The sequence below is a fragment of the Brevibacillus ruminantium genome (assembly GCF_023746555.1).
Taxonomy (GTDB): Bacteria; Bacillota; Bacilli; order Brevibacillales; family Brevibacillaceae; genus Brevibacillus; species Brevibacillus ruminantium.
This window is the reverse complement of record NZ_CP098755.1, coordinates 601279-623819: the sequence shown is the minus strand read 5'-3', so window position 1 is coordinate 623819 and position 22541 is coordinate 601279. Positions and strand designations below refer to the sequence as shown.

General features: G+C 52.2%; 28 protein-coding genes. 4 read left to right on the top strand and 24 right to left on the bottom strand.

From position 1 onward, the window contains the following. Positions 1–38: 38 nt before the first annotated feature. From NDK47_RS03235 to NDK47_RS03205, 7 genes are all read right to left on the bottom strand, one after another. Positions 39–2360: a hypothetical protein gene (locus NDK47_RS03235; protein ID WP_251873511.1), complete on the bottom strand. Its 2322-nt coding sequence runs from the start codon at positions 2358–2360 to the stop codon at positions 39–41. Between the two features lie 226 nt (positions 2361–2586). Next, a complete protein-coding gene (gene tsaD, locus NDK47_RS03230; protein WP_251873510.1) occupies positions 2587–3663 on the bottom strand; it encodes a tRNA (adenosine(37)-N6)-threonylcarbamoyltransferase complex transferase subunit TsaD in 1077 nt (358 codons plus the stop codon). Beyond that, complete coding sequence (gene rimI, locus NDK47_RS03225; RefSeq protein WP_251873509.1) at positions 3653–4117, bottom strand: ribosomal protein S18-alanine N-acetyltransferase; 465 nt, start codon at positions 4115–4117, stop codon at positions 3653–3655. The genes tsaD and rimI overlap by 11 nt, the downstream gene beginning before the upstream one ends. Then, complete coding sequence (gene tsaB, locus NDK47_RS03220; RefSeq protein WP_251873508.1) at positions 4114–4842, bottom strand: tRNA (adenosine(37)-N6)-threonylcarbamoyltransferase complex dimerization subunit type 1 TsaB; 729 nt, start codon at positions 4840–4842, stop codon at positions 4114–4116. The genes rimI and tsaB overlap by 4 nt, the downstream gene beginning before the upstream one ends. Beyond that, positions 4824–5303, bottom strand: a complete 480-nt coding sequence (tsaE, locus tag NDK47_RS03215; RefSeq protein WP_407653377.1) for a tRNA (adenosine(37)-N6)-threonylcarbamoyltransferase complex ATPase subunit type 1 TsaE — start codon at positions 5301–5303, stop codon at positions 4824–4826. Before tsaE ends, tsaB begins: the two co-directional genes overlap by 19 nt. Then, a complete protein-coding gene (gene thiL / locus NDK47_RS03210) occupies positions 5300–6325 on the bottom strand; it encodes a thiamine-phosphate kinase (protein WP_251873506.1) in 1026 nt (341 codons plus the stop codon). The genes tsaE and thiL overlap by 4 nt, the downstream gene beginning before the upstream one ends. Positions 6326–6417: 92 nt before the next feature. Further along, positions 6418–6882: a SprT family protein gene (locus NDK47_RS03205; protein WP_251873505.1), complete on the bottom strand. Its 465-nt coding sequence runs from the start codon at positions 6880–6882 to the stop codon at positions 6418–6420. A gap of 115 nt (positions 6883–6997) precedes the next feature. Between NDK47_RS03205 and NDK47_RS03200 the strand changes: the two genes are divergently transcribed. Then, the gene (locus tag NDK47_RS03200) at positions 6998–7333 is read left to right on the top strand and encodes a hydrolase/acyltransferase (RefSeq protein WP_251873504.1); all 336 of its coding nucleotides are present in this window, start codon (positions 6998–7000) and stop codon (positions 7331–7333) included. Positions 7334–7404: 71 nt separating this feature from the next. Then, positions 7405–7527, top strand: coding sequence for a cortex morphogenetic protein CmpA (gene cmpA, locus NDK47_RS03195; RefSeq protein ID WP_251873503.1), 123 nt, complete (start codon positions 7405–7407; stop codon positions 7525–7527). A gap of 55 nt (positions 7528–7582) precedes the next feature. On the opposite strand, the gene NDK47_RS03190 is transcribed toward cmpA, so the two are convergent. The 10 genes from NDK47_RS03190 to NDK47_RS03145 form a co-directional block, all read right to left on the bottom strand. Next, the gene (locus NDK47_RS03190) at positions 7583–9745 is read right to left on the bottom strand and encodes a Tex family protein (RefSeq protein ID WP_251873502.1); all 2163 of its coding nucleotides are present in this window, start codon (positions 9743–9745) and stop codon (positions 7583–7585) included. 121 nt (positions 9746–9866) lie between these two features. Beyond that, positions 9867–10655, bottom strand: a complete 789-nt coding sequence (gene sigB / locus NDK47_RS03185; protein ID WP_251873501.1) for an RNA polymerase sigma factor SigB — start codon at positions 10653–10655, stop codon at positions 9867–9869. Then, entirely contained in the window at positions 10624–11118 is a 495-nt protein-coding gene (gene rsbW / locus NDK47_RS03180; protein ID WP_251873500.1) for an anti-sigma B factor RsbW, read from the bottom strand. Before rsbW ends, sigB begins: the two co-directional genes overlap by 32 nt. Continuing rightward, positions 11118–11444 carry an STAS domain-containing protein gene (locus tag NDK47_RS03175; protein WP_251873499.1) on the bottom strand — a complete coding sequence of 109 codons (327 nt, stop codon included), beginning with the start codon at positions 11442–11444 and terminating at the stop codon, positions 11118–11120. The genes rsbW and NDK47_RS03175 overlap by 1 nt, the downstream gene beginning before the upstream one ends. 22 nt (positions 11445–11466) lie before the next feature. Then, positions 11467–12465 carry a PP2C family protein-serine/threonine phosphatase gene (locus NDK47_RS03170; RefSeq protein ID WP_251873498.1) on the bottom strand — a complete coding sequence of 333 codons (999 nt, stop codon included), beginning with the start codon at positions 12463–12465 and terminating at the stop codon, positions 11467–11469. Positions 12466–12489: 24 nt separating this feature from the next. After that, the gene (locus NDK47_RS03165; protein WP_251873497.1) at positions 12490–12897 is read right to left on the bottom strand and encodes an anti-sigma regulatory factor; all 408 of its coding nucleotides are present in this window, start codon (positions 12895–12897) and stop codon (positions 12490–12492) included. Between the two features lie 158 nt (positions 12898–13055). Next, on the bottom strand, positions 13056–13406 hold the full coding sequence (locus NDK47_RS03160; protein ID WP_198828445.1) for a type II toxin-antitoxin system PemK/MazF family toxin: 351 nt from the start codon (positions 13404–13406) through the stop codon (positions 13056–13058). 3 nt (positions 13407–13409) lie between these two features. Next, on the bottom strand, positions 13410–13709 hold the full coding sequence (locus NDK47_RS03155; RefSeq protein WP_251873496.1) for a CopG family ribbon-helix-helix protein: 300 nt from the start codon (positions 13707–13709) through the stop codon (positions 13410–13412). 167 nt (positions 13710–13876) lie between these two features. Beyond that, positions 13877–15079: an alanine racemase gene (gene alr, locus NDK47_RS03150; protein WP_251873495.1), complete on the bottom strand. Its 1203-nt coding sequence runs from the start codon at positions 15077–15079 to the stop codon at positions 13877–13879. 3 nt (positions 15080–15082) lie between these two features. Then, the gene (locus tag NDK47_RS03145; RefSeq protein ID WP_251873494.1) at positions 15083–15523 is read right to left on the bottom strand and encodes a hypothetical protein; all 441 of its coding nucleotides are present in this window, start codon (positions 15521–15523) and stop codon (positions 15083–15085) included. 748 nt (positions 15524–16271) lie between these two features. Here NDK47_RS03145 and NDK47_RS03140 point away from each other — a divergent pair. After that, on the top strand, positions 16272–16640 hold the full coding sequence (locus tag NDK47_RS03140) for a hypothetical protein (protein ID WP_251873493.1): 369 nt from the start codon (positions 16272–16274) through the stop codon (positions 16638–16640). 257 nt (positions 16641–16897) lie between these two features. Here the strand turns inward: NDK47_RS03140 and NDK47_RS03135 are convergent, their stop codons facing one another. The 3 genes from NDK47_RS03135 to NDK47_RS03125 all read right to left on the bottom strand — a co-directional run bounded on the left by NDK47_RS03135 (position 16898) and on the right by NDK47_RS03125 (position 18894). Beyond that, positions 16898–17932: a DUF4367 domain-containing protein gene (locus NDK47_RS03135; RefSeq protein ID WP_251873492.1), complete on the bottom strand. Its 1035-nt coding sequence runs from the start codon at positions 17930–17932 to the stop codon at positions 16898–16900. Positions 17933–18177: 245 nt separating this feature from the next. Then, the gene (acpS, locus tag NDK47_RS03130) at positions 18178–18585 is read right to left on the bottom strand and encodes a holo-ACP synthase (protein ID WP_251875941.1); all 408 of its coding nucleotides are present in this window, start codon (positions 18583–18585) and stop codon (positions 18178–18180) included. Positions 18586–18702: 117 nt separating this feature from the next. Beyond that, positions 18703–18894: a gamma-type small acid-soluble spore protein gene (locus tag NDK47_RS03125; RefSeq protein ID WP_251873491.1), complete on the bottom strand. Its 192-nt coding sequence runs from the start codon at positions 18892–18894 to the stop codon at positions 18703–18705. A gap of 275 nt (positions 18895–19169) precedes the next feature. Here NDK47_RS03125 and NDK47_RS03120 point away from each other — a divergent pair, with 275 nt between their 5' ends. Then, positions 19170–19421, top strand: a complete 252-nt coding sequence (locus NDK47_RS03120; protein WP_251873490.1) for a glutaredoxin family protein — start codon at positions 19170–19172, stop codon at positions 19419–19421. Between the two features lie 23 nt (positions 19422–19444). Here NDK47_RS03120 and NDK47_RS03115 read toward each other — a convergent pair whose 3' ends face one another. From NDK47_RS03115 to NDK47_RS03100, 4 genes are all read right to left on the bottom strand, one after another. Beyond that, positions 19445–19780: an ArsR/SmtB family transcription factor gene (locus NDK47_RS03115; protein ID WP_251873489.1), complete on the bottom strand. Its 336-nt coding sequence runs from the start codon at positions 19778–19780 to the stop codon at positions 19445–19447. Positions 19781–19873: 93 nt separating this feature from the next. Next, the gene (locus NDK47_RS03110; protein WP_251873488.1) at positions 19874–21511 is read right to left on the bottom strand and encodes a GMC family oxidoreductase; all 1638 of its coding nucleotides are present in this window, start codon (positions 21509–21511) and stop codon (positions 19874–19876) included. Further along, positions 21498–22100: a gluconate 2-dehydrogenase subunit 3 family protein gene (locus NDK47_RS03105; RefSeq protein ID WP_251873487.1), complete on the bottom strand. Its 603-nt coding sequence runs from the start codon at positions 22098–22100 to the stop codon at positions 21498–21500. The genes NDK47_RS03110 and NDK47_RS03105 overlap by 14 nt, the downstream gene beginning before the upstream one ends. A 6-nt stretch (positions 22101–22106) precedes the next feature. Next, positions 22107–22499, bottom strand: a complete 393-nt coding sequence (locus tag NDK47_RS03100; protein ID WP_251873486.1) for a hypothetical protein — start codon at positions 22497–22499, stop codon at positions 22107–22109. Positions 22500–22541: the final 42 nt, after the last annotated feature.

Here is a 22541-nt window from a genome sequence, read left to right as displayed (position 1 = left end):
GTGCGATCAGCGCCGATCCCGCAGCCACTCTCGAACGGTCAGGTACTGGAATAGCGGGCTTCCACCGGCTCTGTCAGCGCTGTGTACAATGCAGGAACGACGAGGAAAATTATGCAGGTGGCCGCTGTAATGATCCCGGAGTCATTGAGCAAAAGACCGGCGACAGACCCGGCAATTACACCGGAAAAGCCTTTGACGAGCAGCGGGTAGTCTGTGGAAAAATGGCGGAGATACCGGTCATCCCGCAATGTCAACAGCCCCAGCACCACCAATGAGACGACGAAAACGCGGCTCCAGACCGAAACTCGGATCAGCTTGAGGTTCATCTCCAGCTTGCGCTCCACCATATGCATCACCTCCGTCCAGTCACCAGAGACAAGCTGCGCGGCCACTCGGGTGATATGGGTCGGCGGCTGTGAGGACATGAGACTGACTGCCGTCAAAATCCCCACTCCCGCCAGCATTCCTCCTGCAAGCAGCAGGAGGATTTTTTTTCCCGGCCGCCATCCATGCAGTCTGATCAGTACGACTGTAAATCCTACGAGACCAGCTAAAAACCCTCCCGCATCCGCTCCCCAGGAAGGAGCAGCCATATAGGCGAGTACCAGACAAAACAGCAACAGCACGATGGCGAAGGGCATTTTCCGGCTGACACTCATGCTCGCTGCACTCCCAAGCTCACCGCTTTCCATTCCTCGTGAACACCACTGATAAAAAGCAGCCGCAAACAAAATGGTGCAGCCGATCAGGACACCTTCATATTCATTCCCCAATCCGTAAAAACGGGCACCGATCACCGGGTCATAGCCCAAATAGGAGCGGCGCATCGCCGGAGTTCCGGCGAAGCCGTCGATCAGGATGGCCATGGTCGTCACCCCGGAAACGATGGCAAGCCCAGCCGGCAGTGATCGGCCCTCCATCAGCCAGGCGCCTGCCATAGCGAGCAGGATAAACACCCCTAAAATCACAGGCGGTGACGCTCTCCAGCCAACCAAACCTTCGATCAGAAACAAGAAGGGAAACCACAGCAGAGAGAGCAGAGCCAGCCTCATCCCTCTGCGTACTCCCTGCAGGTTCTCTCCCCTTTTCCCCCTCCCCCAGATCCAGAGGACGGCGGCGACCGCGATGATGATGATCTGCAGCATGACATAGGTATAGAGTACTGAGCTCCGCGTCGCGTAAACATGGTGGATTTGCTCTACCTGTTGTTGCAATTCAGCAGCGGCTGTGCCCGCTTCCCTCTTTATCACATGGCCTGCAAGACCCTTTGGCACGGGCACTTGCAAATAATCAAGGATCGTCGGCAGGATATCAAGACCGCTCACCACACCCGACTGCCTAGTCGTGAAGGAGGTAAGCTGCCCGCCCTCGTCCCCCCTCCAGATGAACAGTGGCGGCAGCAGTTGTTTTGCCTGCACTGCCCTGGGGTTGGGGAGGGGTGAAAGCAGCATAATCATTTGCCCCTGTTGGCGCGACGCCAGTACTCGGTCAAGAAAGCCGGCGAGGTCTTGTAAAATTTGCTCATACTGTTTTTGGAAGCGTCCCGGAGCCATATCATCGGCTACCTGATACAGGCGGGACAAATCGGATAATTGAACAGAGATGAGCCCGGATGATGTTTCCTTGTTAAGGCTTTCCCACAGGTAGTCGTAATTTGTTCTGATTCCATAGGGATAAGCCGAAGTGTGGACGATATTTTCCCCCGACAGGTTGCCATAAGGAACACCTCCCCGCTCGTCCATCGCAAACAGGACCGCATGGCGAGAGCGGGTGTCATCGTAATCACCGCTTCCATAACTGATGACCGAAAGCTGGTGGCGGGAAAGTGTTTCACCGAGCAGGCCAATGCGCGCCGTAAACGGCTTGTCTCGATTTTCCGCATGCAGCCGGTAAATGCCGGGAAAGACGATACGGTAGCGGGACAGCGGAGAGACTTCCGGCGGGCTGATCTCGATTATGCGTTGACCGGCTGTCTCGTGTTTGGAGATGAATTCCTCCGGATGGAAGGCCATGCCGCTGCGGTCTGTATAAAGAGCCTGCCCGCCGCTTCCCATGAGCAGATAGGCATTGGGAGCCGTACGGGTACCAGGAGAGCGGATCGATAGCGCGCCTGCCTCTGCTTGTTTCAGCCACCTATCCACATGTGGATAGGTACGAAACCGCTCTATATCCGGAAAAGAGAGCCCTTCCACGAACAACATGATCACTTGCTTCTGCCGAAAGGAGGCTTCCGCTGTGACCGCCTGGCTGTCGGCACGGTTGTCGGCACGGCTGTCGATACGGCTATCAGCATGGCTATGCTCCATTTGCCACGTCCACAGCATGATCGCTGTTAGCGACATCAGCATCCATTTTTTCATCAATCTTCCCCCATTGTTGATAAAATCTTCTGATTATCCACATATTCCACAGATTCATCCACAGGAAAAACATGATTTTCCCGGTAAATACCTCTAGTTATCACCAGTATTCACAGGGAGGGGGAAGAAAAACCGTAGTAATTATCCATAATCTGTGGATATCTCTCCATCACGGAAAAAGCAAAAAACTGCCCCGCTATGGAGCAGTTTTTTTACTCTTCCATCTTTATGACAAAGGCAGACCGGGAACTCCGTTTAAGTCCAGCGACGCGAACTTCCCTTTTTGATAGGAGATGTAGCCCGCGGCAGCAATCATCGCCGCGTTATCCGTGCACAGCGAGAGTGGCGGAATCACCAGAGGAATGCCCTTCTCCTCGCAACGCTTGGAAAGTCTTTCCCGCAGCCCGCGGTTTGCTGCTACCCCCCCGGCCAGAAGGACTTGCTTGGCACCGTACTCTTTGACAGCACGGGTAGTTTTCTCTACTAATACTTCGGTTACGGAGTCTTGAAAGCTGGCAGCCAAATCAGCCGGCTCAATCGTCTCTCCGCGCTGCGATGCATTGTGCAAGGTATTCAGTACGGCCGATTTCAGACCGCTGAAGCTGAAATCATAGGAATCCGGCTCCAGCCATGCGCGCGGGAGCGGAATCGTTGCATTTCCCTCATGTGCCAGCCGGTCGATGTGCGGTCCACCGGGATATGGCAGCTGAAGAGCGCGGGCGACCTTGTCGTAGGCCTCACCAGCCGCGTCATCGCGAGTCTCCCCCAAAATCTCGTAATGGCCGTGCTCCTTCATCCAAACCAGCTCCGTATGCCCGCCGGAAACAACCAGGGCAATCAGCGGAAACGTAAGCTCGGTCACCAGTCTGTTGGCATAAATATGACCGGCAATATGATGCACGCCGATCAGCGGTATGCCGCGTGCAAACGAGATCGCTTTCGCTGCAGCAACCCCGACCAGCAGGGCACCGACCAGCCCCGGTCCATAGGTAACTGCGATCGCCTGGATTTCATCCAGCGTCTTACCTGCCTGCTGCAGCGCTTCCTCGATGGTCAGGGTGATGTTTTCCACGTGACGGCGGGAGGCGACCTCGGGGACAACACCGCCAAATCGTTTGTGAATATCCGCCTGGGATGCGATCACATTGGACAGCACGACTCGGCCGTCCTGTACCACAGAGGCGGATGTCTCGTCACAGCTTGTCTCGATTCCCAGGATAAAGACGGGACGGCCCGACTCCTGATGAGCCTGATACGCTTGCCGCGTCCGTTCCTCATAGCGGGAGAATTGTCTATTGTTCATGTAAAGTCACCCACATTATAAGAGCGTCCTCATTATTATCGGAATAATACCGTTTGCGACGCCCCTGTTCTGTAAAGCCCAGCTTTGTGTACATATTTCGAGCCACCGTATTGGAGGGCCGCACTTCCAGCGTCATGCTTCTCGCACCAAAAAGATAAGCAAGTCCCATCATCTGACGCATCAGCCGCTCCCCTACCTTTTTGCCCCGACAATCCGGATGTACCGCCACATTGGTGATATGAGCCTCGTCCAGGACGATCCACATCCCGCAATAAGCCACCACCTGTGTGGCCATGGTAGCAACCACATAACGCGCATTTGGATTAATGGTCAGTTCGTTGACAAAAGCATCGCGCGGCCAGGGAGTGGGAAACGCCAAACGCTCCAGCTCCCAGACAGCATCCACGTCTTCCGTCGTCATGAAGCGAAACTCTACGTCGATCAGTTCGTTCATGACTGTTCCTTCCCTGCAGGGGCAGGATTTTGGGCCAGCCATTTCGCTTCTGCCTCGGCCAGCTGCAAATACTCGGGCACCAGCTCATGAGAGTTGCCTGCCGCAGCCAATTTGCGAAAAGCCAATAAACCGATATGCGCCGCCCGCGGATGATTGTAGGAAGCAGGGGCAAAGCGCGCTTGCTCGCCCATCTCAGCCACGATCAGCTCCCGGTGAATGGCGAGGTCCTCGCCCAGGAACAGCAGCGGTTCCCCTCCTGCCTGCTGCCGCAGAGAGGCGCACCAATCACGAAGCAGCACCAGTCGTTCCTCCGCTTCCGCCCGCAATGCTTCCCAGCCATCTGCCCGGTAAGCCGCTGTATACACCTGACCGCGCCGGGCGTCAAACAACGGGACGATCAAACCGGAAAATCCCAGCGCATTCATACCGACAGCCTCCAGACTGGAGATTCCGATCACCGGCACCTGCAGCGACCAAGCCATGCTTTTCGCGGCCGCCACTCCGATCCGCACACCGGTATAGGAACCTGGCCCTTTGGCTACCCCGATCGCACCGAGCTGCTCCGGGAGCGTTCCCGTCTCGTCCATCAGTAGAGAGATTGCGTCCATCAGCCGAACGGAGTGATTTTTCTGTTGATTGGTGGTCAGCTCCGCTAGGACACGCCCTGCTTCGACGACCGCCACGCTTAATACCAGATTTGATGTATCTATCGCGAGAACCCGCATGACCGATCAAACTCCTCACAAAGTTTCACATAGCGCTCTCCCTTGGGGATAAGCTGGATGCGGCGTCCCTCTTCGCCATTCGTCCGCAAGAAGATTGTCAGACGCTCCGCAGGCAGCACATCCTCGATCAAGGATGCCCATTCCACGACGGAGACACCCTCTCCAAAAAAATAATCGTCCAGCCCCAGGGAATCCACGTCCTCTCCCACGCGGTAGACGTCCATATGATACAGAGGCAATCGCCCTTGATACTCTTTGATAATCGTGAAGGTCGGACTGTTGACTGTACCCCGAACCTTTAGACCGCGCGCCAGTCCCTGGGTAAAGGTCGTTTTTCCTGCGCCGAGGTCCCCTTCCAAAGCGAGCAAGTCGCCCGAGAGCAAATGGGAACCCAGCTTCTCTGCAAAGCGCTGTGTCTGCTCTACCCCTGACACCTGCCATTCATACATCATGCCCGTCATCCTTTCCCGGCCTCGGACTCGCCAAAATGGTTAAATCCCGCTTTTACGAGGGGCTTCCAGGCCTGCTCGCTCTTCATCCATACCGCCGGTTCCCCCGCCTCTACCCGGCCGATCACCGAAAACGAAATGCCTTGCTCGGCAAAGCGCTCCCCGATTGCTCCGGCTGCCTGCTCTTCGACCGTTCCGACCAACTGATAATCCTCTCCGCCGTATAGTGCCCAGTGCAGCGGGTTCACACCCGCCTGCTCGGCATAGGATCGGGTAACTTCTGCCAGCGGGATCTTCCTCTCTTCGATCCGCAACTGGACACTGCTTGCTTCAGCAATCTCCCATAACTCTGAGGCCAGTCCGTCGCTGACATCGTTGAGCGCTCCCGCACGTGCCGAGGACAAGAGGATACGACCGGCAGCCACTTGTGCATGCGGCCGCTGGTGAAAAGAGAGCAGCGGTTTCCACCTCTCCAGGGCCGCCTCGCCCGTTTGCCCGCTCCTACGCAGAAGATCAAGCCCCGCGGCTGATCCCCCCAGATGCCCTGTCACAAACACCAATTGGCCCGGAGTGGCTGCAGACCTGCGCAAAGCACGCCCTTTTTCGACCTCGCCCAGCACCGTCACTGAAAGATAAAAGCTGGCAGGGCTGGACACCGTATCGCCGCCAATCACCCGGACACCGTATGCTTCACACGCATCATAAATGCCCTCGTATATCTGTTGGCAGTCCTCTGCGCTCCAGCGTGGAGATACCGCCACGCTGATCAACGCAAAACGGGGAAGGCCCCCCATCGCTGCCACATCGCTAATGTTGCTGATAACGGCCTTGTATCCAATATCACTGGGATTCATCGTCTCACGGAGAAAATGAACGGTTTCCACCATCGCATCACAGCAGGCAACCACTTCCATCTCCGCCGGAACAGAGAACACCGCCGCGTCGTCGCCAATCCCTACCGAGAGTCCGTCCCCTTGCTGATGTCTGGAGCGGCTCGTCCACTGTCTGATCAGGGAAAACTCGTCTTGCTTCACCGTTAACGCTCCTTTATGTCATCGTGCCTTCATTATACCGCCCTGCTGCAAAACCACGCAAGGAACGGGGGTGGTGCTCAATCTTTACCCGTTTAACGGAGAGCCAGCTCTTCCAGCCGCAGCTTCCCCCTGCAGCGGCCGCAGCGATAGCGGGCCGGGTCCATTCTCCGCTTGCGTTTGTACCGCATATCACAGGAGCTGCACACCAACTCGTAGCGATAGGGCAGGCGCGTGCGACCATTGCCTACCTCCTGGCAGTACCGGCTGCCTCCCACTTGTTTGAGCAATTCCTGAAAATCACGGTCTTTGTGCTGATACCCTCTTTTCTCCAGATGCAGATGGTAATGGCAGAGCTCGTGTTTGACAATACCGATCAGCTCGGCTTCTCCGTATTCCTCCAGATGACGAGGATTGATCTCGATGTCATGGGAACGAATCAAATAGCGTCCCCCCGTTGTACGCAGCCGCTTGTTGAATCGAGCCCGATGACGAAACGGCCTGGCAAAATACTCGGCCGAGATTGCTTCAACCAGCGTTTGCAGTTCCTGATCGGTCATCCTTCAAATCGCTCCCGTCGTCTCTTTGTACCACGACGATAACAGTTTTGGTTGAAAAGTGCCAGAGCAAACAGTACACTTGGTTGATGAGATCAACTGATTGGTGGGGGAACGTATGCGCTATTTGATCCTGCAAGAAAAAACCGGGCTGCGCTTTGTCGCCATGCCTGAATCTTATATGTATCAACTGATCGCTCTGCTGAAGCGGCTTCAAAAGGAGATTGACAAGCTGACGATTGCCGAGCGACCAGAGCTTCCAGCGGTCGTTGCCGAATGCGGCGGGCTGGAGCTGATTTCCGAAACGGTGCAAATCGAGGACGGTCTGGCGTATGTCAGCCAGCTGGAAAAACGCTTCTCTGCTTTGCAGGAGGATGTGTATCCGCTGATCTCTTTGTTGACAGAGATTCGCGCCCTGCAAGCCCAGCTTGAATTCCTTCTGGAAGAGGAATAAAGAAAAAAGGTACCTCCTGTGCGTCTACCGCATACATTGCGAGTAGAGGATCGACACCAGGAGGTAGCACAATGCCACAATGGATGCGCAAGCAGTTGCAACGTGCCTTCTCCGGGAAGGACGTGCGGCAAATCCGATTACTCAACAGTTGCTGGTTTTTATACTGGGAAAAACACGGCGGCCGCCCACAATAGGGAGGCCGCTTTCGCTTTTCGATCATATCAGAGAGTGTTGAATTGGCCTTGTCACTTACGCCTCTTGCGGCGGAAGCAGGGACAATCCTACGCGCTGCCGTTTCTCGTCAATATCCACGACCCATACATCCACAATATCTCCGACAGTGACGACGTCCAGCGGATGCTTGACGAAGCCTTTTCGCAGGCGGGAGATATGAGCCAATCCGTCATTTTTCAAACCGATATCGATAAATGCCCCAAAATCGACCACGTTGCGCACCGTTCCCTGCAGCTTCATGCCCTTGCTCAAGTCTGTGAGCTGAAGGACATCACTGCGCAAAAGCGGTTTGGGCAGCTCGTCACGCGGGTCCCGCCCCGGACGAAGCAGACTGTCCACAATATCGCGCAGGGTCGGCTCCCCGATGTCGAGCTGCTGAGCCACCACTGCGATATCGAGTGCCTGCAATTTTTCCCGGCAGACGTCACTGCCGATCTCCTGCGTGGACAATCCGATTAGCCCCAGCAGCTTATGGGTAGCTGGATACGATTCCGGGTGAATCGGCGTTTTGTCCAAAGGATCTTCCCCGTCCACGATTCGCAAAAAGCCCACACATTGCTCATAGGTCTTGGCCCCCAGCCGGGGGACTTCCTTCAATTGCTTGCGACTGGTAAACTTCCCGGCCTCTTCCCGCTTCTTTACGATATTGACCGCCACCTGACGACTGATCCCGGAGACGTACTGCAACAGCGAAGGAGAAGCTGTATTGACGTCTACCCCGACGTGGTTTACTGCGGACTCTACAACGAATTGAAGGCTTTCTGCCAGTCGTGTCTGAGACACGTCATGCTGATATTGGCCCACCCCGACCGACTTGGGATCGATTTTGACCAGCTCAGCCAGCGGGTCCTGCAGCCTGCGGGCGATCGAGATGGCGCTGCGCTCGGCTACGTCCAGATCGGGGAATTCCTCCTTGGCAAGCGTGGAAGCCGAATAGACCGAGGCGCCTGCTTCGTTGACAATGATGTATGACAAATCCCGCTTTACATCCTTGATCACGTCTGCGATGAACTGTTCTGTCTCACGAGACGCCGTTCCGTTTCCGATGGCAATAATTTGAACCTCATAGCGTTTTATCCATTCTTTTACCTTCGCTGCCGCCTCGGCTACTTTGTTGACCGGAGGCGTCGGATATATAACGTCTACCTCCAGCAGCTTTCCAGTCTCATCGATTACGGCCAGTTTGCAGCCAGTCCGGAAAGCCGGGTCTACCCCCAACACGATTTTCCCCTTTAATGGCGGCTGCAGCAGCAGGTTGCGGAGATTTTCTGCAAAGATATGGATGGCTCTCTCTTCGGCCAACTCGGTCAGCTCGCCGCGCACTTCCCTTTCCACCGACGGTTGGATCAAGCGCTTGTAAGCATCCTCCGCCGCTGCATCCAGCCACGGCCGCGCCACGGTTTCCTCGGGAACCAGCCGTTTTTTCAGATACTGCAAGATTTCCTGAACAGGTGCCTCCACTGATACCTTCAGGATGCCTTCGTTCTCTCCTCGGTTAATGGCCAATACCCGGTGTGGAGCGGCCTTTTTCAGCGGTTCACTGTAGGCGTAATACATTTGGTAGATATTTTTCTCATCGGCTTCCTCTGCCTTTTGTTCCGTCACAAGCACGCCTTTTTGGTAGGTGGATTCGCGCGTCCACTGACGTATCTGCGGATCGTCCGACACCTGCTCGGCAATGATGTCCATGGCACCTTGCATTGCCTGTTCTGCGGTTTCTACCCCTTTTTCCACGTCTATGTATGCAGCCGCTTCGGTTAGCGGATCTCCAGCTTTAGGAAAGCTCAGCAGATAGCTTGCCAGCGGTTCCAACCCTTTTTCTTTGGCCATGGTAGCCCGGGTTCTCCGTTTTTGCCGGAAGGGCCTGTACAGATCCTCTACCTCCTGCAGCTTGGTGGCCTTTTCGATGGAGGCTTTCAGTTCGTCCGTCAGCTTCCCTTGCTCGTCAATCAGCCGGATTACTTCTTCTTTTCGAACCGACAGATTCCGCAGATAACGAACACGTTCCTCGATGGCCCGAATCTGCGTCTCATCCAATTGGCCCGTCATTTCCTTGCGATAACGGGCAATAAAAGGAACGGTATTGCCCTCATCCAACAGGGCGATTGTCCGCTCTACCTGGTGTCGTTTTACATCTGTCTCTTGAGCGATCGTCTGGATCATCAACGTTAGGTCCATAGTTTCCCTCCTGCGCTCATGCTAACCTGGTTATTGTACCACAACCCTCCACCCCTGCACTCGGGTCAATAAGCATGGGAACGCCAAAAAACGGAGGTTCTGGTTTGCCTCCGTTTTTTGGCTAGGTAGGATATTCCTGCTGCTCAAACCGCATTGCCTCCCGCAGCTTCCCAAGAGCCCTGCGCTGTAGACGAGAGACATGCATTTGCGACATGCCCAGCAGGTCGCCAGCCTGTTTTTGACTCAAATTTTGATAAAACGTCAGTTCAATGATTTCTTTTTCCCGATGATCCAGCACTTGAAGCGCCCGATTGATGAGCAAATGCTGTTCAACACGCTGGTACCCCTTTTCCACGGTTCCAATCAGATCAAACAGGGTAATGGTATTCCCGTCACCGTCGGCTTCCAGCTCACTGTCCATGGATAGCGAATGATAGCTCCGTCCCATCTCCAGCGTTTCCAGAATCTCTTCCTCGCTTACGCCGAGATGGGCAGCGATATCTTCTATCTGCGGGGAACGTTGGAGCTTCATCGTTAGCTCGTCCACGACCCGCTTGATTTTTGGACTCAATTCCTTGACTCGGCGCGGAACATGGACACTCCACGTTTTGTCGCGGATAAATCGTTTCATTTCTCCGACAATTGTCGGAACAGCGAAGCTCTCAAATGAACGGCCAAACTCCCGATCAAAACGGCGAAGAGATGCCAATAGTCCGATCATGCCGACCTGAACTAGATCCTCGTGAAGAATCTGCCCGCGGACAAATTTTTTAGCAAGCGATTCAACCAAAGGTCTGTATGCTTCTACGAGCTGCTCCTGGAGACTTCTGTCTTCTGTCTTTTGATACAAATGAACAAGCTGGGTCAATTCCTCGCGACTATGATTCTGTTTTCGAACTGGACTGGTCATTGCTAGACACCTCATCCCGCCGCAGGTACTTCGTCATCGAAACGACCACCCCATCTTTGACATGCACCCGCACATCATCCATGACAGAATGAATGAGGTAAAGCCCCAACCCCCCTTCCGCCACCTCGTCGATATCGACGTCGGAGCGAATCGGTTTCAGCGACTCTCGTTGTTCATCAAAACCAAAGCCTTTTCCCTGGTCGATAACTTCCACGACAAGCCGGTCGGACTGAAGCAGACAGCGGACCCGGAAGTGTTGCTCCAAGCCCACCTCGCAATCATACGCATGCTCGACGACGTTGGTGCAGGCTTCGGCCACGGCCAGTTTAATGTCCTCGATCTCTTCGTACCCAAATCCCATCCGGTTGGCAACTCCGGATACCGTTAAACGGGCGATGCTGACATAATCGGCACGGGCTGGCAATGTCAGCTCAATGATATCAGCCTCCGGTCTATGACCCATTATTCTGTCTCTCCTTTGTGAGGCACCATTCTTTCGTAAAGTCCGGTGATGCGAAACAATCGTTCCACGCGGGGGGAGAGGTTCTGCACCGCAAGCACTGTACCTGACTGCTTACACGCTTTCATTGCCGCGACAAATGTACCGATCCCCGTGCTGTCAATATACTCAACTGATTGAAAATCAACGACAATCCGTTTGAACTCAGGATGATTGACCAACAAGAGCAGCCGCTCTTTCAGCTTTGGCACTGTGTAGGCGTCAATTTCCCCTTTTAGGTAAATCACTAGTTGCCCGTTCTGACCGTACTCCTTCATTGTTAGGTCCATTTGTTTCTCCTCCCTTAACGAGCTAGGTTCGCCTGAGCACAATCATGGTGTAATCATCTGGTTGTTCAAATTGAGAGAGAAGGAGCAATCTGCGGTAGAAGTGATCCACCATCTCCTGTGCAGACAGTCTCACTCCTTCCTGAAGATAGGAAACGAGCTCCTCTCTTTGTATGTAATATCGGCCATTTTTCCTCTCCGTCACACCATCTGTCAGAAGGATCAGAAAATCGCCCGGCTCCAGAAAGATTTCTCGTTCTTCATACTCACTCCCGGCCGCAATCCCCAGAGCCGTCCCTTGTCCCTCCAGATCAAAAAAGCGATCTTCTCGTGCCCGATACAAAAAACCCGGCTCGTGTCCAGCCGTAGCGTAGCGAAAGGAGTGTCGACCTGTATCATAATGGCCATACTGCATGGTGACAAACATGCAAGGATCGATATTTCGTTCGACGACACTATTCATATGACGAAGCATATCTCCCGGGGAGAGCTTCATTTCTGCCAAGCTGTCCATCGCATACCGGAGCATGGACATACACATGGCCGCCGGTATCCCTTTTCCCGTAATATCAGCAATGGCAACACTGAAAACTCCTTCACTTTCGTATACAAAGTGGTAAAAATCACCGCTCATCTGGTTAGAAGCGATACTGATCATGCCGAGATTCAGGCCGGGGCACTCCGGCAGTGAAGACGGTAAAAGTGACTGTTGCATCGCGGAAGCGACGGCGATCTCGGCCTGAAGCTGTTGATGGCGATTTCGCCAACTGTCAAAGGAGCGATGAGCGTTCCCATATTCAATCATTATCTCTGTAAGGATTTGAAACGAGTCCTGTACAAACGTGGGAACGTCCCCCATCTGCCTCAGGAGATTGCCGTGCATGTCGATTACTTCCTCAGGGGAAATGTTTCTGGAGAGAAGCCACTTTCCCAACTGCTGCGCCAGATAAAGCTGGTCTTCACTCTTCCCATTCAAATAGTCACGCAAAATCCGGGTGTACATTTCCTCCGATTGCTGGCTCATGGCACGCTATCATCTCCCCTTCATTCACTCTACCCATTTGACGACAACCACTTGCGTGCACACCCCAGGGGTGCTTTGCAGAGAAAACTCGTCCATCATTCTTTTTACACCAGGTAATCCAGCTCCAAGCGCACAGGAAGTTGAATACCCGTCTTCCAAGGCTTTGCGCACATCTTCAATTCCCGGTCCCTCATCAAAAGCAGTTATTTTCAATCCGACTCGTTCTTCGTCACCCAGACGCTCTAACAGGATGAAGCCAAGGCCGGCGTATAGGAAAATATTTCGCGCCAGTTCTGATATGGTTGTAGCGATCCGCGATTGCATAATCGTTCCGAAGCCAAGTTCTTTCGACAAATTTCGACCTACTTGTCTAGCTGTGACGATATCTGCCTCCGATGAAATATTTACTTTATATGAATGAAGCCCTGTCACAACAAGAAACTCCTTCCAACCACAAGCTAGTCAGCAGTGCTATCACGATGAAAAACGTGTCATTTTTTGTCTAAATCCTTACTACTCACTTCGCTGCCGTCAACATAAATCCCTGCACTCACAGCAAAAAAACCACCTGCTGACCAAGTGGTTTTCCTTTAAAAATCAATAATCCCCAAACTGATCTGAAGGGATTCGTTCACTCGCTCCATCATCTCATCATCCAAATGAGTGATTTTATCGGTCAGTCTTTGCTTGTCAATGGTTCTAATCTGTTCTAACAAGATCACGGAGTCACGATCAAATCCATACATTTTTGCGTCAATCTCCACATGCGTAGGCAATTTTGCCTTCTGAATCTGCGCTGTGATGGCTGCGACGATGACCGTCGGACTAAATCGATTGCCAATATCGTTTTGAATGACTAATACAGGTCGGACGCCTCCCTGTTCAGAGCCGACGACCGGTGATAGGTCCGCGAAAAATACATCGCCACGTTTGACAATCACATCTCACACCCCGCTAACTAAGCGGACAAGAGTATGGTCAGCCTCTTCTTCAGCGCCAAATGCCTCCGATGCCATTTTCAAGTTAATCTTCGCCATTTCCATGTATCCTTTTTGCATCGTTTCTCGAATGGCACGCTTTTTGCGCTCTTTCAAGTACAGGTGCATCGCTTGGCGAATAAACTCGCTGCGATTGGATTTTTCTTTTTGAATAACACCGTCCACTTCCTGAAGTAGGTGATGTGGAAGGCTGATCATGATGCGTTTCGTGTTTGACTTGGACAAGACAAATCCACCTCCAACCATGACCGTAACATCCGCAGTGCTTGTATACCGCTTTTCAGTAAGGGTCACTACCATTATGTCGAACCATTTGCAAAAATATACCTGTCCGGTCTTTTTGGGTGAAAACCCATTTTAGCGCTCTACTAGTATTCGTGCTTTCCACCAAAATTCCTGCCTGCTTTTCTCTGCTAGTTATTTACACTTTCGGCTGGCATATGCGTCATCGCTAACGGATGGAACACTTCGGTCCTCTTTCCCTCTCGCTGATAGACGCGCGGAATCCGGTAATTCAGCATGCATGGTATCTCATAATTAATCGTCCCTACAAGGGCAGCCACCTCATCCAGCGAAATCTCCTCCTCCCCCTGACGACCGTACAACACCACTTCGTCGCCGACATGGGCGGTATCGCTTTCGATTTTGACCATGATCTGATCCATACAGACTCTGCCCACAATCGGAGAGCGTTTCCCAGCGTGTAAAACGGACCCTCGATTGGAGAGCGACCGGGAAAAACCATCCGCATATCCGATGGGAAGTGTGGCAATCTGTTCTCCCGGACTGGCTGTATACGTTGCTCCGTAACTGACCGTCATTGCTTCCGGAGAGGTTTTTACATGAGTGATGCGCGTCTTCAGGGACAATGCCGGCAGCAATGACACTGCAGAACGCTGCTTCAGATACGGCGAAGGATATAACCCGTATAAACCTATGCCCAAACGGATTGTATCATACCCCCATTCAGGAAAGACCATCGCAGCAGCCGTATTGCAGCAATGGACACGAGGAATCTCTTTTCCCGCATCCCGCAAGGCGGAGAGCAACGTCTGAAAGGATCGATGCTGCTCAATCGTATGAGTCGTGTCCTCTTCATCGGCACAAGCAAAATGGGTAAAAACTCCTGTCCACTTCAAATATGGCGTTTTTTCCAGAGCTTCCACGACACTGAGCAGCTCGTCTGACGTACGCACGCCCAGTCTGCCCATCCCGGTATCCGTTTTGATATGAATACCGACTGGTTGAGCTCCACTGTGTTTCAACTTTTCATGCGCCTGTTCGATCCACTCAGTATGATACGCAGTCAGCTCGATTCCGAGCTGGCTGGCCTGCTCTACAGACTCAACCGGCGTATAGCCCAAGACAAGAACAGGAGCGGTGATCCCAGCTTTTCGCAGCACAACGGCTTCATCGAGCATGGCTACAGCAAGCGAATCGGCCCCGCTTCGCAGCGCTTCCTCCCCTACCTGAACAGCTCCATGTCCGTATCCATCTGCCTTCACGACTGCCATGATCCCTGTGCCGGACGGAATATGCCTGCGAAAGCTCTCTACATTCGCACGAATGGCATCCAGATCAACCTCTATCCACGTGTCGCGATAAAACGGTTTCATCTGCTATCTCCTCTTCTTGCCCTTTTGATATAGGAATAATTGTTCATTCAGTTTGCTGAGAAATTGCCTCGAAACCATCAGCGACTCGCGTTTTCCGCTCAGTCTGTACAGATGGCGCCCTTCGAAGATCGGTTCCACCTCAGACAGCGGATAACGGGTTTCCTGTCCGCTGATGGTGACGATCAGATGTGTTTTGCTCAGCTTGTACGAAGGTCGCAGCAGAGACTTGTACAGAAACGGTGCCAGCCCGACAACTGCAATGGCAATCGCAAAAGCCATCACTTTGAATACATCCGTTCGGGTGTTGAAGAACTGGGAGAGCATGAGCATCCCTACCACAAAAGCCAAGGTTTCTGTCAGTCTCATCTTCATACTTTTCCGCAAAAGGAGATCTTTATATCCGGATTCTTCTTGATACAAAATTTCATTGTCCTGTTTCTTCATGGACGCCCCTTCACCTCATAGCATAGTTACTTTGACTTTATCTCTTTTGGACAGAACGTGTCAATTGAATGGAAGGGAATCCATCTGTTTTTTGCACAAGAAATGAACATTCGGTTCAAACTTTCGGTCGGATTTCGATCAGGTTCCGTGATGAGAAGAAGCATGCTTCCCTGTTTACTGCGCATTTCACCTGGCTTCAGATGGTCCCCCGCAGGGAAACATGGTTCTTCTTCCGTACATGGCTCCTTTCCCTTGTACGGTGCCAACCTTTTGGTTTGCCACGGTCCTGTTACCTACATTTTGGGTCCATTTTTTGTTCTGCACCCAGATGTTGCTATTTGGACTATACAAGAGTCCGAGCAAAATTTCATTGGGAACTGTTTCCCTTTGGGCAAACCTTTCAAGTTAAAGGAAAAAAGAGTGCTTTTCTGCGTGCGGATGCAGTGTTCTTTCGTTAGCCTCAGGAAGGAAAAATGGTCCGTGATACGAAGCCGTGGTGAGAAGAATCCTGTTTCCCTGCTTGGCTCCGTATTCCGCCCTGCGGGGAGGATTATACTGTCCGCTCCACAGCGGCTGGCGGGGGTCCGCAAAAGCCGTGTCGCTCTGAAGTCATCCCAAGGTTGCGGCCCTGTTTCCCGCCATCCGCTGCTCCGCTGAGCTGGGCTACACAGTCGCACCGCAGGGAAACAGGATTCTTCTCCAAACATGCTGCTTCTTCCCACTTTTTTAAATGAGGAAAGAGTTAAAAATGATTTTGGATGAAAAACCAAAAAGCTTCGGCTGTACGATAGCGGAGAAGCGTTCAACCACCGGATATCGACACTTAGGAATGATCCGGGTTTCTTTGGGTGGAAATAAATACGATAATTCCTCGGAAAGTGCTTTCTTTAATTGTTTTGTTCTATTGTTTTATTCAATTGTTTTGTTCATTAGCTTTGTTCTCTGGTTTGTTTTTCATTTTATTTTTAGGTTTTCTCAATCTTTTTCTACTTCGCTTCCCCCACAAATTTTAAAGCTCCGGCTTCATGAAGAAGCATGTTTCCCTGCGGTGCGACTGTGGAGCCCTGCCCCAGCGGAGGGGGGATTCGCGGGAAAAAGGAGCGCAACCTTGGGATGACCTCGGAGCTGTACTGCTTTTGCGATCCCCCGCGAATCTCCCCGGAGCGGACAGTATATGCTCCCTTGCGGGCGGAATACGGAGCTTAGCAGGGAAACATGCTTCTTCTCACTGCAGCCCCGTTCCTATAAATTTAATAAAAAAACAGTAAGTGATGTAAACGCAGATATAGACCCCAAAATCTTAATAAACGATTGTCACAAAAAAACACGCTGATCCTATTGAGGACCAAGCGTGTTTTCCGCAATATCGATTGGTTATTTTCCGCCCAAACCGTATGTCGATTGAGCAACCTGAACCATTTCCTCTTCAGGTAGGTCGCCCGTAAGCGTAAACTCGACACCATCCAGCTCCCAAGTCAAATAACGTTGATTATCCGCTGTTTGCATCAGCACGCCGAGCGTAAAGCCGAGGTTAACCGGCATACCCATTTCTGCCGTCACAGTTGCTTCTGTAGGCCGGGATTCGATCAGCCTGTAATTGTATGTTCCTTTGTACTGAAGCACGACGGTCTTTTGCCCATTTCGCGTGACGGATTCAATGTCGCCCTGCTTCACGCCTTCCGGCAAATAGCTGGGGACAATGACGCCAAACTGGCTGGAAGGCTGTTTATTTGCCTCTGCGCCTTGTGCCATCGTCGGGATCACAGACATCGAGCTGGTGCTCATGTTACGATCCTTGTCAAAAGAATCCTTGTCAAACGGTGGATTGAATACAAAATCGGTAAAATCAATCTTTACCAGCGTATCCAGGTTGGAATCCATAATCTCCGCGCGCTTCGGTTTCAAATCTTCGGACAGCCAGATTTTTTGTTTGGTAAGTGAGCGGTTTCCGCTGTAGTTTGCCTTTACCTCAAAGAGGTAATCTTTGTTTTCCGTGCTCATCTTGCGTTCTGCGTCGTCGATAATGCTGCGAGCGAGGGTTTCGTACAGGTACAACGGCCCGTTGTTCTCCGGCCATCCGCTTTGGAAACGGAAGCTTTTATTCAAATGGGGGGTCAGTACAAAAACACCTTCGTTATTTCGCAGTATGATTTGTGTAATTCCTCGCTGCTTCGAGGTAAGCGCTACCCGATAATTCGTAGGTTTTTCGTACCACACTTGCACATCATACTCCATCGGGGTAGAGCTTGTTTGCATGGTCAGAACCGCTTGTGACTTGTAGCCGGCCATTTTGTCCAGCGTACTGCTCAGATCATCGACAATGTCCTCCGGTGTCTTCTGACCGAAGCAGCCGCCGAGCAGCAGAGAGAATACCAACATGAGCGCCAATGGAAATGCTGCCCGTTTCATTCAATGAACTCCTCCTTGTCTGCATTTTTCGACGAAGAAGGGCTCGCCTGTCTATTTCCTGGGAAATCTGTCAGTCCGATTTCCGATCAGCGCGCATCCTGTCATTCTCTCTGTTTGTCGCACATTGAGGTCGACTTGATCCCGCTGATCAGCAGCAAACTCCCAGTCCCGCCAGAACAGGTAGTCCCTCCTAATCTACGCGATATAAATCTATGTGCGACCTCGTCCCAATATGCAGACAAGTTTCAGTTCTTCGGTGCTTCTCCTTCCGTCCATTCCAAAACGACCTGGGCTACGGCATATTCCTTGCTGTGGGAAATACTGAGATGAACCCGCAGATGTTCTGCGTTTCTTCCAAGTCTTTGACAAGCGGCTTCACTAATTGTCATTTCAGGCTTCCCGCTGGGTGTGGAAATAATCTGCATATCATGAAATCCGACTGTTTTCCCGATACCGGTTCCCAACGCTTTTGCACCTGCTTCTTTTGCCGCGAATCGTCCGGCTACATACTCTGCGAGCCTGACTTCGCCTTTTCCTGCCATCTGCTCTCTTTCTGATTCCGTAAAGATTCGGTTCAGCAACTGAGGCTGCCGTTTTACAAGCGTATGTATGCGCGTAATTTCTACGATATCGGTCCCGATGCCAAGTATCATGTCCGTCTCTTCTCCCTGACTAAAGTTTGCTGTCAACATATCACTCTCCATCCATGATTGGCAAGTATGCATGCAAACAACCCCCGCAAAAGCTGCGGGGGTAAATGCGAAAACTTGTTATTCAGTCGGTTGTTGTCCTTGAACGGGAGCTTTTTGCGCAGCTTTTGCAGCAGATTGCTGGTTTTGGCGGCGCACTTCCGACACGTTGGTCTCACTTGCAAATTCAGTTGCATTGGTTGCAGTCTGGTTTTGCATCGCTTGGTTTTGCATCGCTTGGTTCATAGCTGCTGGGTTGTTCTTTTTCGGCACGTCTATTCACCTCCTCCACGTCACTGAGTATAATGTGCGCGGAGTCATAGGCTTGTATGCACCTCATTTGTATCCAGGAATTGCAACTGGACTCACTAAAAGGGGCAAAAACCTGTCCTTTTCTTACTCTGTCCAGGCAAAATCCGGTTTCTGGTGAATGCTCCCTGATGCGATCCGGCACACTTTGGACACTCTATTCGAAAGGAATCAGCAGGAACCCGGCTTGTTGATCACGAATCATTTGGCAATCCCTTATTTCGAGAGGAGAATCTACTATGGCCCGTACCATTATTGTTTATACACAGCAAACCTGTGGCCCTTGCCAAGAGGAAAAAATGTGGCTCACGCAGCAAAATGTCTCCTTCGAGGATCGAGATATCCGTGAAAATGACATTTTTTTCCAGGAAGCAATTTCGCTTGGCGCCAATATGACCCCTGTTACACTAATCGAAGAGGAAAACGGGGACCGCACCGTCATCCACGGATTTGACAAGGAACAATTGAAAAAAGCGTTGGATCTGGGCTGATCCAACGCTTTTTTCGTTATGACTTATCTGAGCGAATGAGCTGCTGTTTCCTGTTTGACTTTAACGATTGGCGAAACATCCGGTAAATGCTGCAAAATTTGCCGGATGGTTGGTGAGCACTCCGTATTGAGGGAGTAATACACCCATGGTCCCTTGCGTTTTTCCTTGACCAATCCGTGTGTTTTCAATTTGGCTAAGTGCTGAGAGACAGATGGTTGGGACGTTTGCAGAATCTCGACGAGATCTCGCACACAAAAGGATTGTATTTGCAAGAGAGCCATGATCGTCAAGCGTGTTTTGTCACCGAGCAGCTTGTAGATCTCAGACAAATACAACACCTGCATCAGATCTGTGTCCATAAAAACCCACCTTTGCCTTGCGTATCTGACTTTCAGTATACTACACAGACATAAGGCAGGGAAGATATGATTCGACAAATCCATGAACGTGTCCTACAACTCCTGCTGTCTCATGGCTTCAATCAGTTTATCTGCAGTTCGTGCAGCCAGTGCCATTACTGTATTGGTCGGGTTGCTCCCGCTCGAGGTAACAAATGTCGAAGCACCAGCAATAAACAGATTCGGTATATCATGGGACTGCCCAAATTCATTTACTACCGATGTATTCGGGTCATTCCCCATTCGGCAGCCGCCCATCAAATGAGCGGTATCGTCAACCACATGCTGCGGCTTTCCGCCCATCGCTTCGATCAATCGATTCATTTGCTTAATTGCATGAGCAATCATTTTCTGATCATTTTCACCATAGCTAAAGGTTACCTTGGGTACAGGCATCCCGTATTCGTCTTTTTCTCCGCTCAGGGTCACACAATTTTGCGGGTTGGGCAGGACCTCACCCACCAGCGTAACACGGGCATAGTGGTTGTAATCCAGCATCGTTTCCCTGAGTGACTTCCCCCACAGAAAACGCCCATCCAGCCGTTCGGCGGCGATCCCGCCCGCCATAGATACCGGGCGAGAACCATGGGCGTTGAGTGTATATCCTCTGGCAAAGCCTCGCTCCCGATCGGTTTCATAAAAATGTTGGGTCAGCGCCAAGACAGGAGTGCCTTTGTACAGCCTGACCTCATCGGGCAGAATCCCATACACATCCTGACTGGAATGCGGCATGATCGCTTTTCCCACCCATCCGCTGGAATTGGCCAATCCATCGGGGAAATGAGGCGTAGCCGAGTGAAGAAGCAGTCGCGGTGTCTCGACCACAAAGCCGGCGAGAATAATCACCCTCGCAGTCTGTCTGTAGGTCTTTCCATCATGCGAAAACACCACGCCGGTAACCCGCGAGCCATCTGTCAAGATTTCGGTGACCATACAGTCGGACAACACCTCTGCCCCCTCCTGGATCGCCTTGGGGATGTGGTGGATCAATCCGCTGTATTTGGCGTTTGGCATGCACCCTTGGTTGCAAAAACCGCGGTTGATGCAGGGCGGCCGACCGTCGAACGGACCAGACAAAATGGCCAGCGGCGCTACGACACTGTCCATCCCCAGCTTGGCACATGCCTCGCGAAACAACTGCGAGTTTGCACTGATGGGTTCCCGTACCGGGTACGGATATGGTCCGCGAAAGGCTCCCCAGGGAAAGTGGTCGGGGCCAGAGACGGCAATTTCCCGATCGATTTTATCGTAGTAGGGAGCCAGGTCCTGGTAGCGAATCGGCCAATCCTCCCCGACCCCGTCCACCGTTTTTGTCATAAAGTCGCTTTCATGAAATCGCAGAAACACACCGGTAAAGTGAACCGTTCCTCCCCCGACGCCTCGACCAGAGTTGTTATGGCCGAGGCGCAGAGGGTTTTTCCCGTCCACCAGCCGGGTTTCTTGCCAGCCCAAATTTCTCATCGTCAATTCGTCGCTGGCAAAATCGGTCTGCGGATTCCAAAAAGGTCCCGCTTCAATGACGACCACCTTCAGCCCTGCCTGTGCCAGTTCATAGGCGAGAACTCCGCCGGCCGCTCCCGCTCCCACAATACAGACGTCAGCGCCATCTGCGTATTTCCGCTGATCAAGCTGCTTGGATCGATGGCCTTGGTAGTGGTCACTATGATGGGTGACCGGGTCACGATTTTCCATCCGCTTTCGCCTCCCAGGGGTCGGTCAACCCTTTTTCTACCCGGACATAGCCGCGCGGATAAGCCGGACCGCCGTACCCGATATCGGACCAGACCAGCGGATGAGAATAATACGCGCTGACTGTGTCGTGCAGCAGCTTTTGAAAGAAGTCTTTAGCCTGTACCTGTGACCAGGAAGAAGCATGACTGGCCCGGTTCGCCGCGATTTCCTCCAGTACAGTCTGCTGCTCTTCTCGTTTTAAGGCAATAAAATCAGTGTGGTAGTGAAAGTGGCTCTCCTCGTTAATCCCGGCAAGGCCCATGCGGAAGAGCTCTTTTTTCGGGGGAAGGCCCACTTTTCGCTGCGATTCGCCAATCGGACTGGCCAGTGACTCATCCAGATGCTGCGTGACGTACGTCAGCACCTCCAACCTGTGTTCATCTACCAACACACTGACGATGGTCTGGAGCAGCATCGACTCTTCCTTGGTCAAAAACTGGCAGGCCACCTGTGGCGTTTTTCGACTGCCTACAATTTTCCGAGTGTGGGGGTCCCACTCGCTGTGCTCCTCCCAGACATCGTAAGCAGGGTAGTGACTATTTTTTGCCATCGCTGTTCACCCCCAGTACAGGGCCAGCAGCCCGAGCGCTGACATCGCCGTCATCATAAGGGGGAGCATGATCGGCGGACCCACGAGAAAGTTTTGACTTTGGGAATAGCCCCCTACACGCTGACCTACTCCAACCGTATGCAGATAAGCGCCATACAAGCCACCGACCAGTCCAATCCACATGAACAGGGCAAACAAGAGGCGCAGCCAGCCTGCATTGAGAAATGCCAAAACAATGGCGGTTACCGCAAACAGAGGGGCTTCAATAACGGGTATCCACATCGCCCAGTGACGAAAATTCTGCCGGGAATGAAACATGGTTACTTGCACAAAAAGCATCGAAAACGCAAGCCCAACAAACAGCAACAAGACCCTCTCCAAGGGCCACCCTTGCCACATCGCCATCTCCTCCTGAGATTCATTCCTTCATTACCTGAAGTT

Excerpts from the sequence above, each read along its gene's own strand:
- NDK47_RS03235 (WP_251873511.1), bottom strand. The coding sequence starts at position 2,360 with ATGAAAAAATGGATGCTGATGTCGCTAACAGCGATCATGCTGTGGACG.
- tsaD (WP_251873510.1), bottom strand. The coding sequence starts at position 3,663 with ATGAACAATAGACAATTCTCCCGCTATGAGGAACGGACGCGGCAAGCG.
- rimI (WP_251873509.1), bottom strand. The coding sequence starts at position 4,117 with ATGAACGAACTGATCGACGTAGAGTTTCGCTTCATGACGACGGAAGAC.
- tsaB (WP_251873508.1), bottom strand. The coding sequence starts at position 4,842 with ATGCGGGTTCTCGCGATAGATACATCAAATCTGGTATTAAGCGTGGCG.
- tsaE (WP_407653377.1), bottom strand. The coding sequence starts at position 5,303 with ATGACGGGCATGATGTATGAATGGCAGGTGTCAGGGGTAGAGCAGACA.
- NDK47_RS03205 (WP_251873505.1), bottom strand. The coding sequence starts at position 6,882 with ATGACCGATCAGGAACTGCAAACGCTGGTTGAAGCAATCTCGGCCGAG.
- NDK47_RS03200 (WP_251873504.1), top strand. The coding sequence starts at position 6,998 with ATGCGCTATTTGATCCTGCAAGAAAAAACCGGGCTGCGCTTTGTCGCC.
- cmpA (WP_251873503.1), top strand. The coding sequence starts at position 7,405 with ATGCCACAATGGATGCGCAAGCAGTTGCAACGTGCCTTCTCCGGGAAG.
- NDK47_RS03190 (WP_251873502.1), bottom strand. The coding sequence starts at position 9,745 with ATGGACCTAACGTTGATGATCCAGACGATCGCTCAAGAGACAGATGTA.
- sigB (WP_251873501.1), bottom strand. The coding sequence starts at position 10,655 with ATGACCAGTCCAGTTCGAAAACAGAATCATAGTCGCGAGGAATTGACC.
- rsbW (WP_251873500.1), bottom strand. The coding sequence starts at position 11,118 with ATGGGTCATAGACCGGAGGCTGATATCATTGAGCTGACATTGCCAGCC.
- NDK47_RS03175 (WP_251873499.1), bottom strand. The coding sequence starts at position 11,444 with ATGGACCTAACAATGAAGGAGTACGGTCAGAACGGGCAACTAGTGATT.
- NDK47_RS03170 (WP_251873498.1), bottom strand. The coding sequence starts at position 12,465 with ATGAGCCAGCAATCGGAGGAAATGTACACCCGGATTTTGCGTGACTAT.
- NDK47_RS03155 (WP_251873496.1), bottom strand. The coding sequence starts at position 13,709 with ATGGTTGGAGGTGGATTTGTCTTGTCCAAGTCAAACACGAAACGCATC.
- alr (WP_251873495.1), bottom strand. The coding sequence starts at position 15,079 with ATGAAACCGTTTTATCGCGACACGTGGATAGAGGTTGATCTGGATGCC.
- NDK47_RS03145 (WP_251873494.1), bottom strand. The coding sequence starts at position 15,523 with ATGAAGAAACAGGACAATGAAATTTTGTATCAAGAAGAATCCGGATAT.
- NDK47_RS03140 (WP_251873493.1), top strand. The coding sequence starts at position 16,272 with ATGATTTTGGATGAAAAACCAAAAAGCTTCGGCTGTACGATAGCGGAG.
- NDK47_RS03135 (WP_251873492.1), bottom strand. The coding sequence starts at position 17,932 with ATGAAACGGGCAGCATTTCCATTGGCGCTCATGTTGGTATTCTCTCTG.
- acpS (WP_251875941.1), bottom strand. The coding sequence starts at position 18,585 with ATGATACTTGGCATCGGGACCGATATCGTAGAAATTACGCGCATACAT.
- NDK47_RS03120 (WP_251873490.1), top strand. The coding sequence starts at position 19,170 with ATGGCCCGTACCATTATTGTTTATACACAGCAAACCTGTGGCCCTTGC.
- NDK47_RS03115 (WP_251873489.1), bottom strand. The coding sequence starts at position 19,780 with ATGGACACAGATCTGATGCAGGTGTTGTATTTGTCTGAGATCTACAAG.
- NDK47_RS03110 (WP_251873488.1), bottom strand. The coding sequence starts at position 21,511 with ATGGAAAATCGTGACCCGGTCACCCATCATAGTGACCACTACCAAGGC.
- NDK47_RS03105 (WP_251873487.1), bottom strand. The coding sequence starts at position 22,100 with ATGGCAAAAAATAGTCACTACCCTGCTTACGATGTCTGGGAGGAGCAC.
- NDK47_RS03100 (WP_251873486.1), bottom strand. The coding sequence starts at position 22,499 with ATGTGGCAAGGGTGGCCCTTGGAGAGGGTCTTGTTGCTGTTTGTTGGG.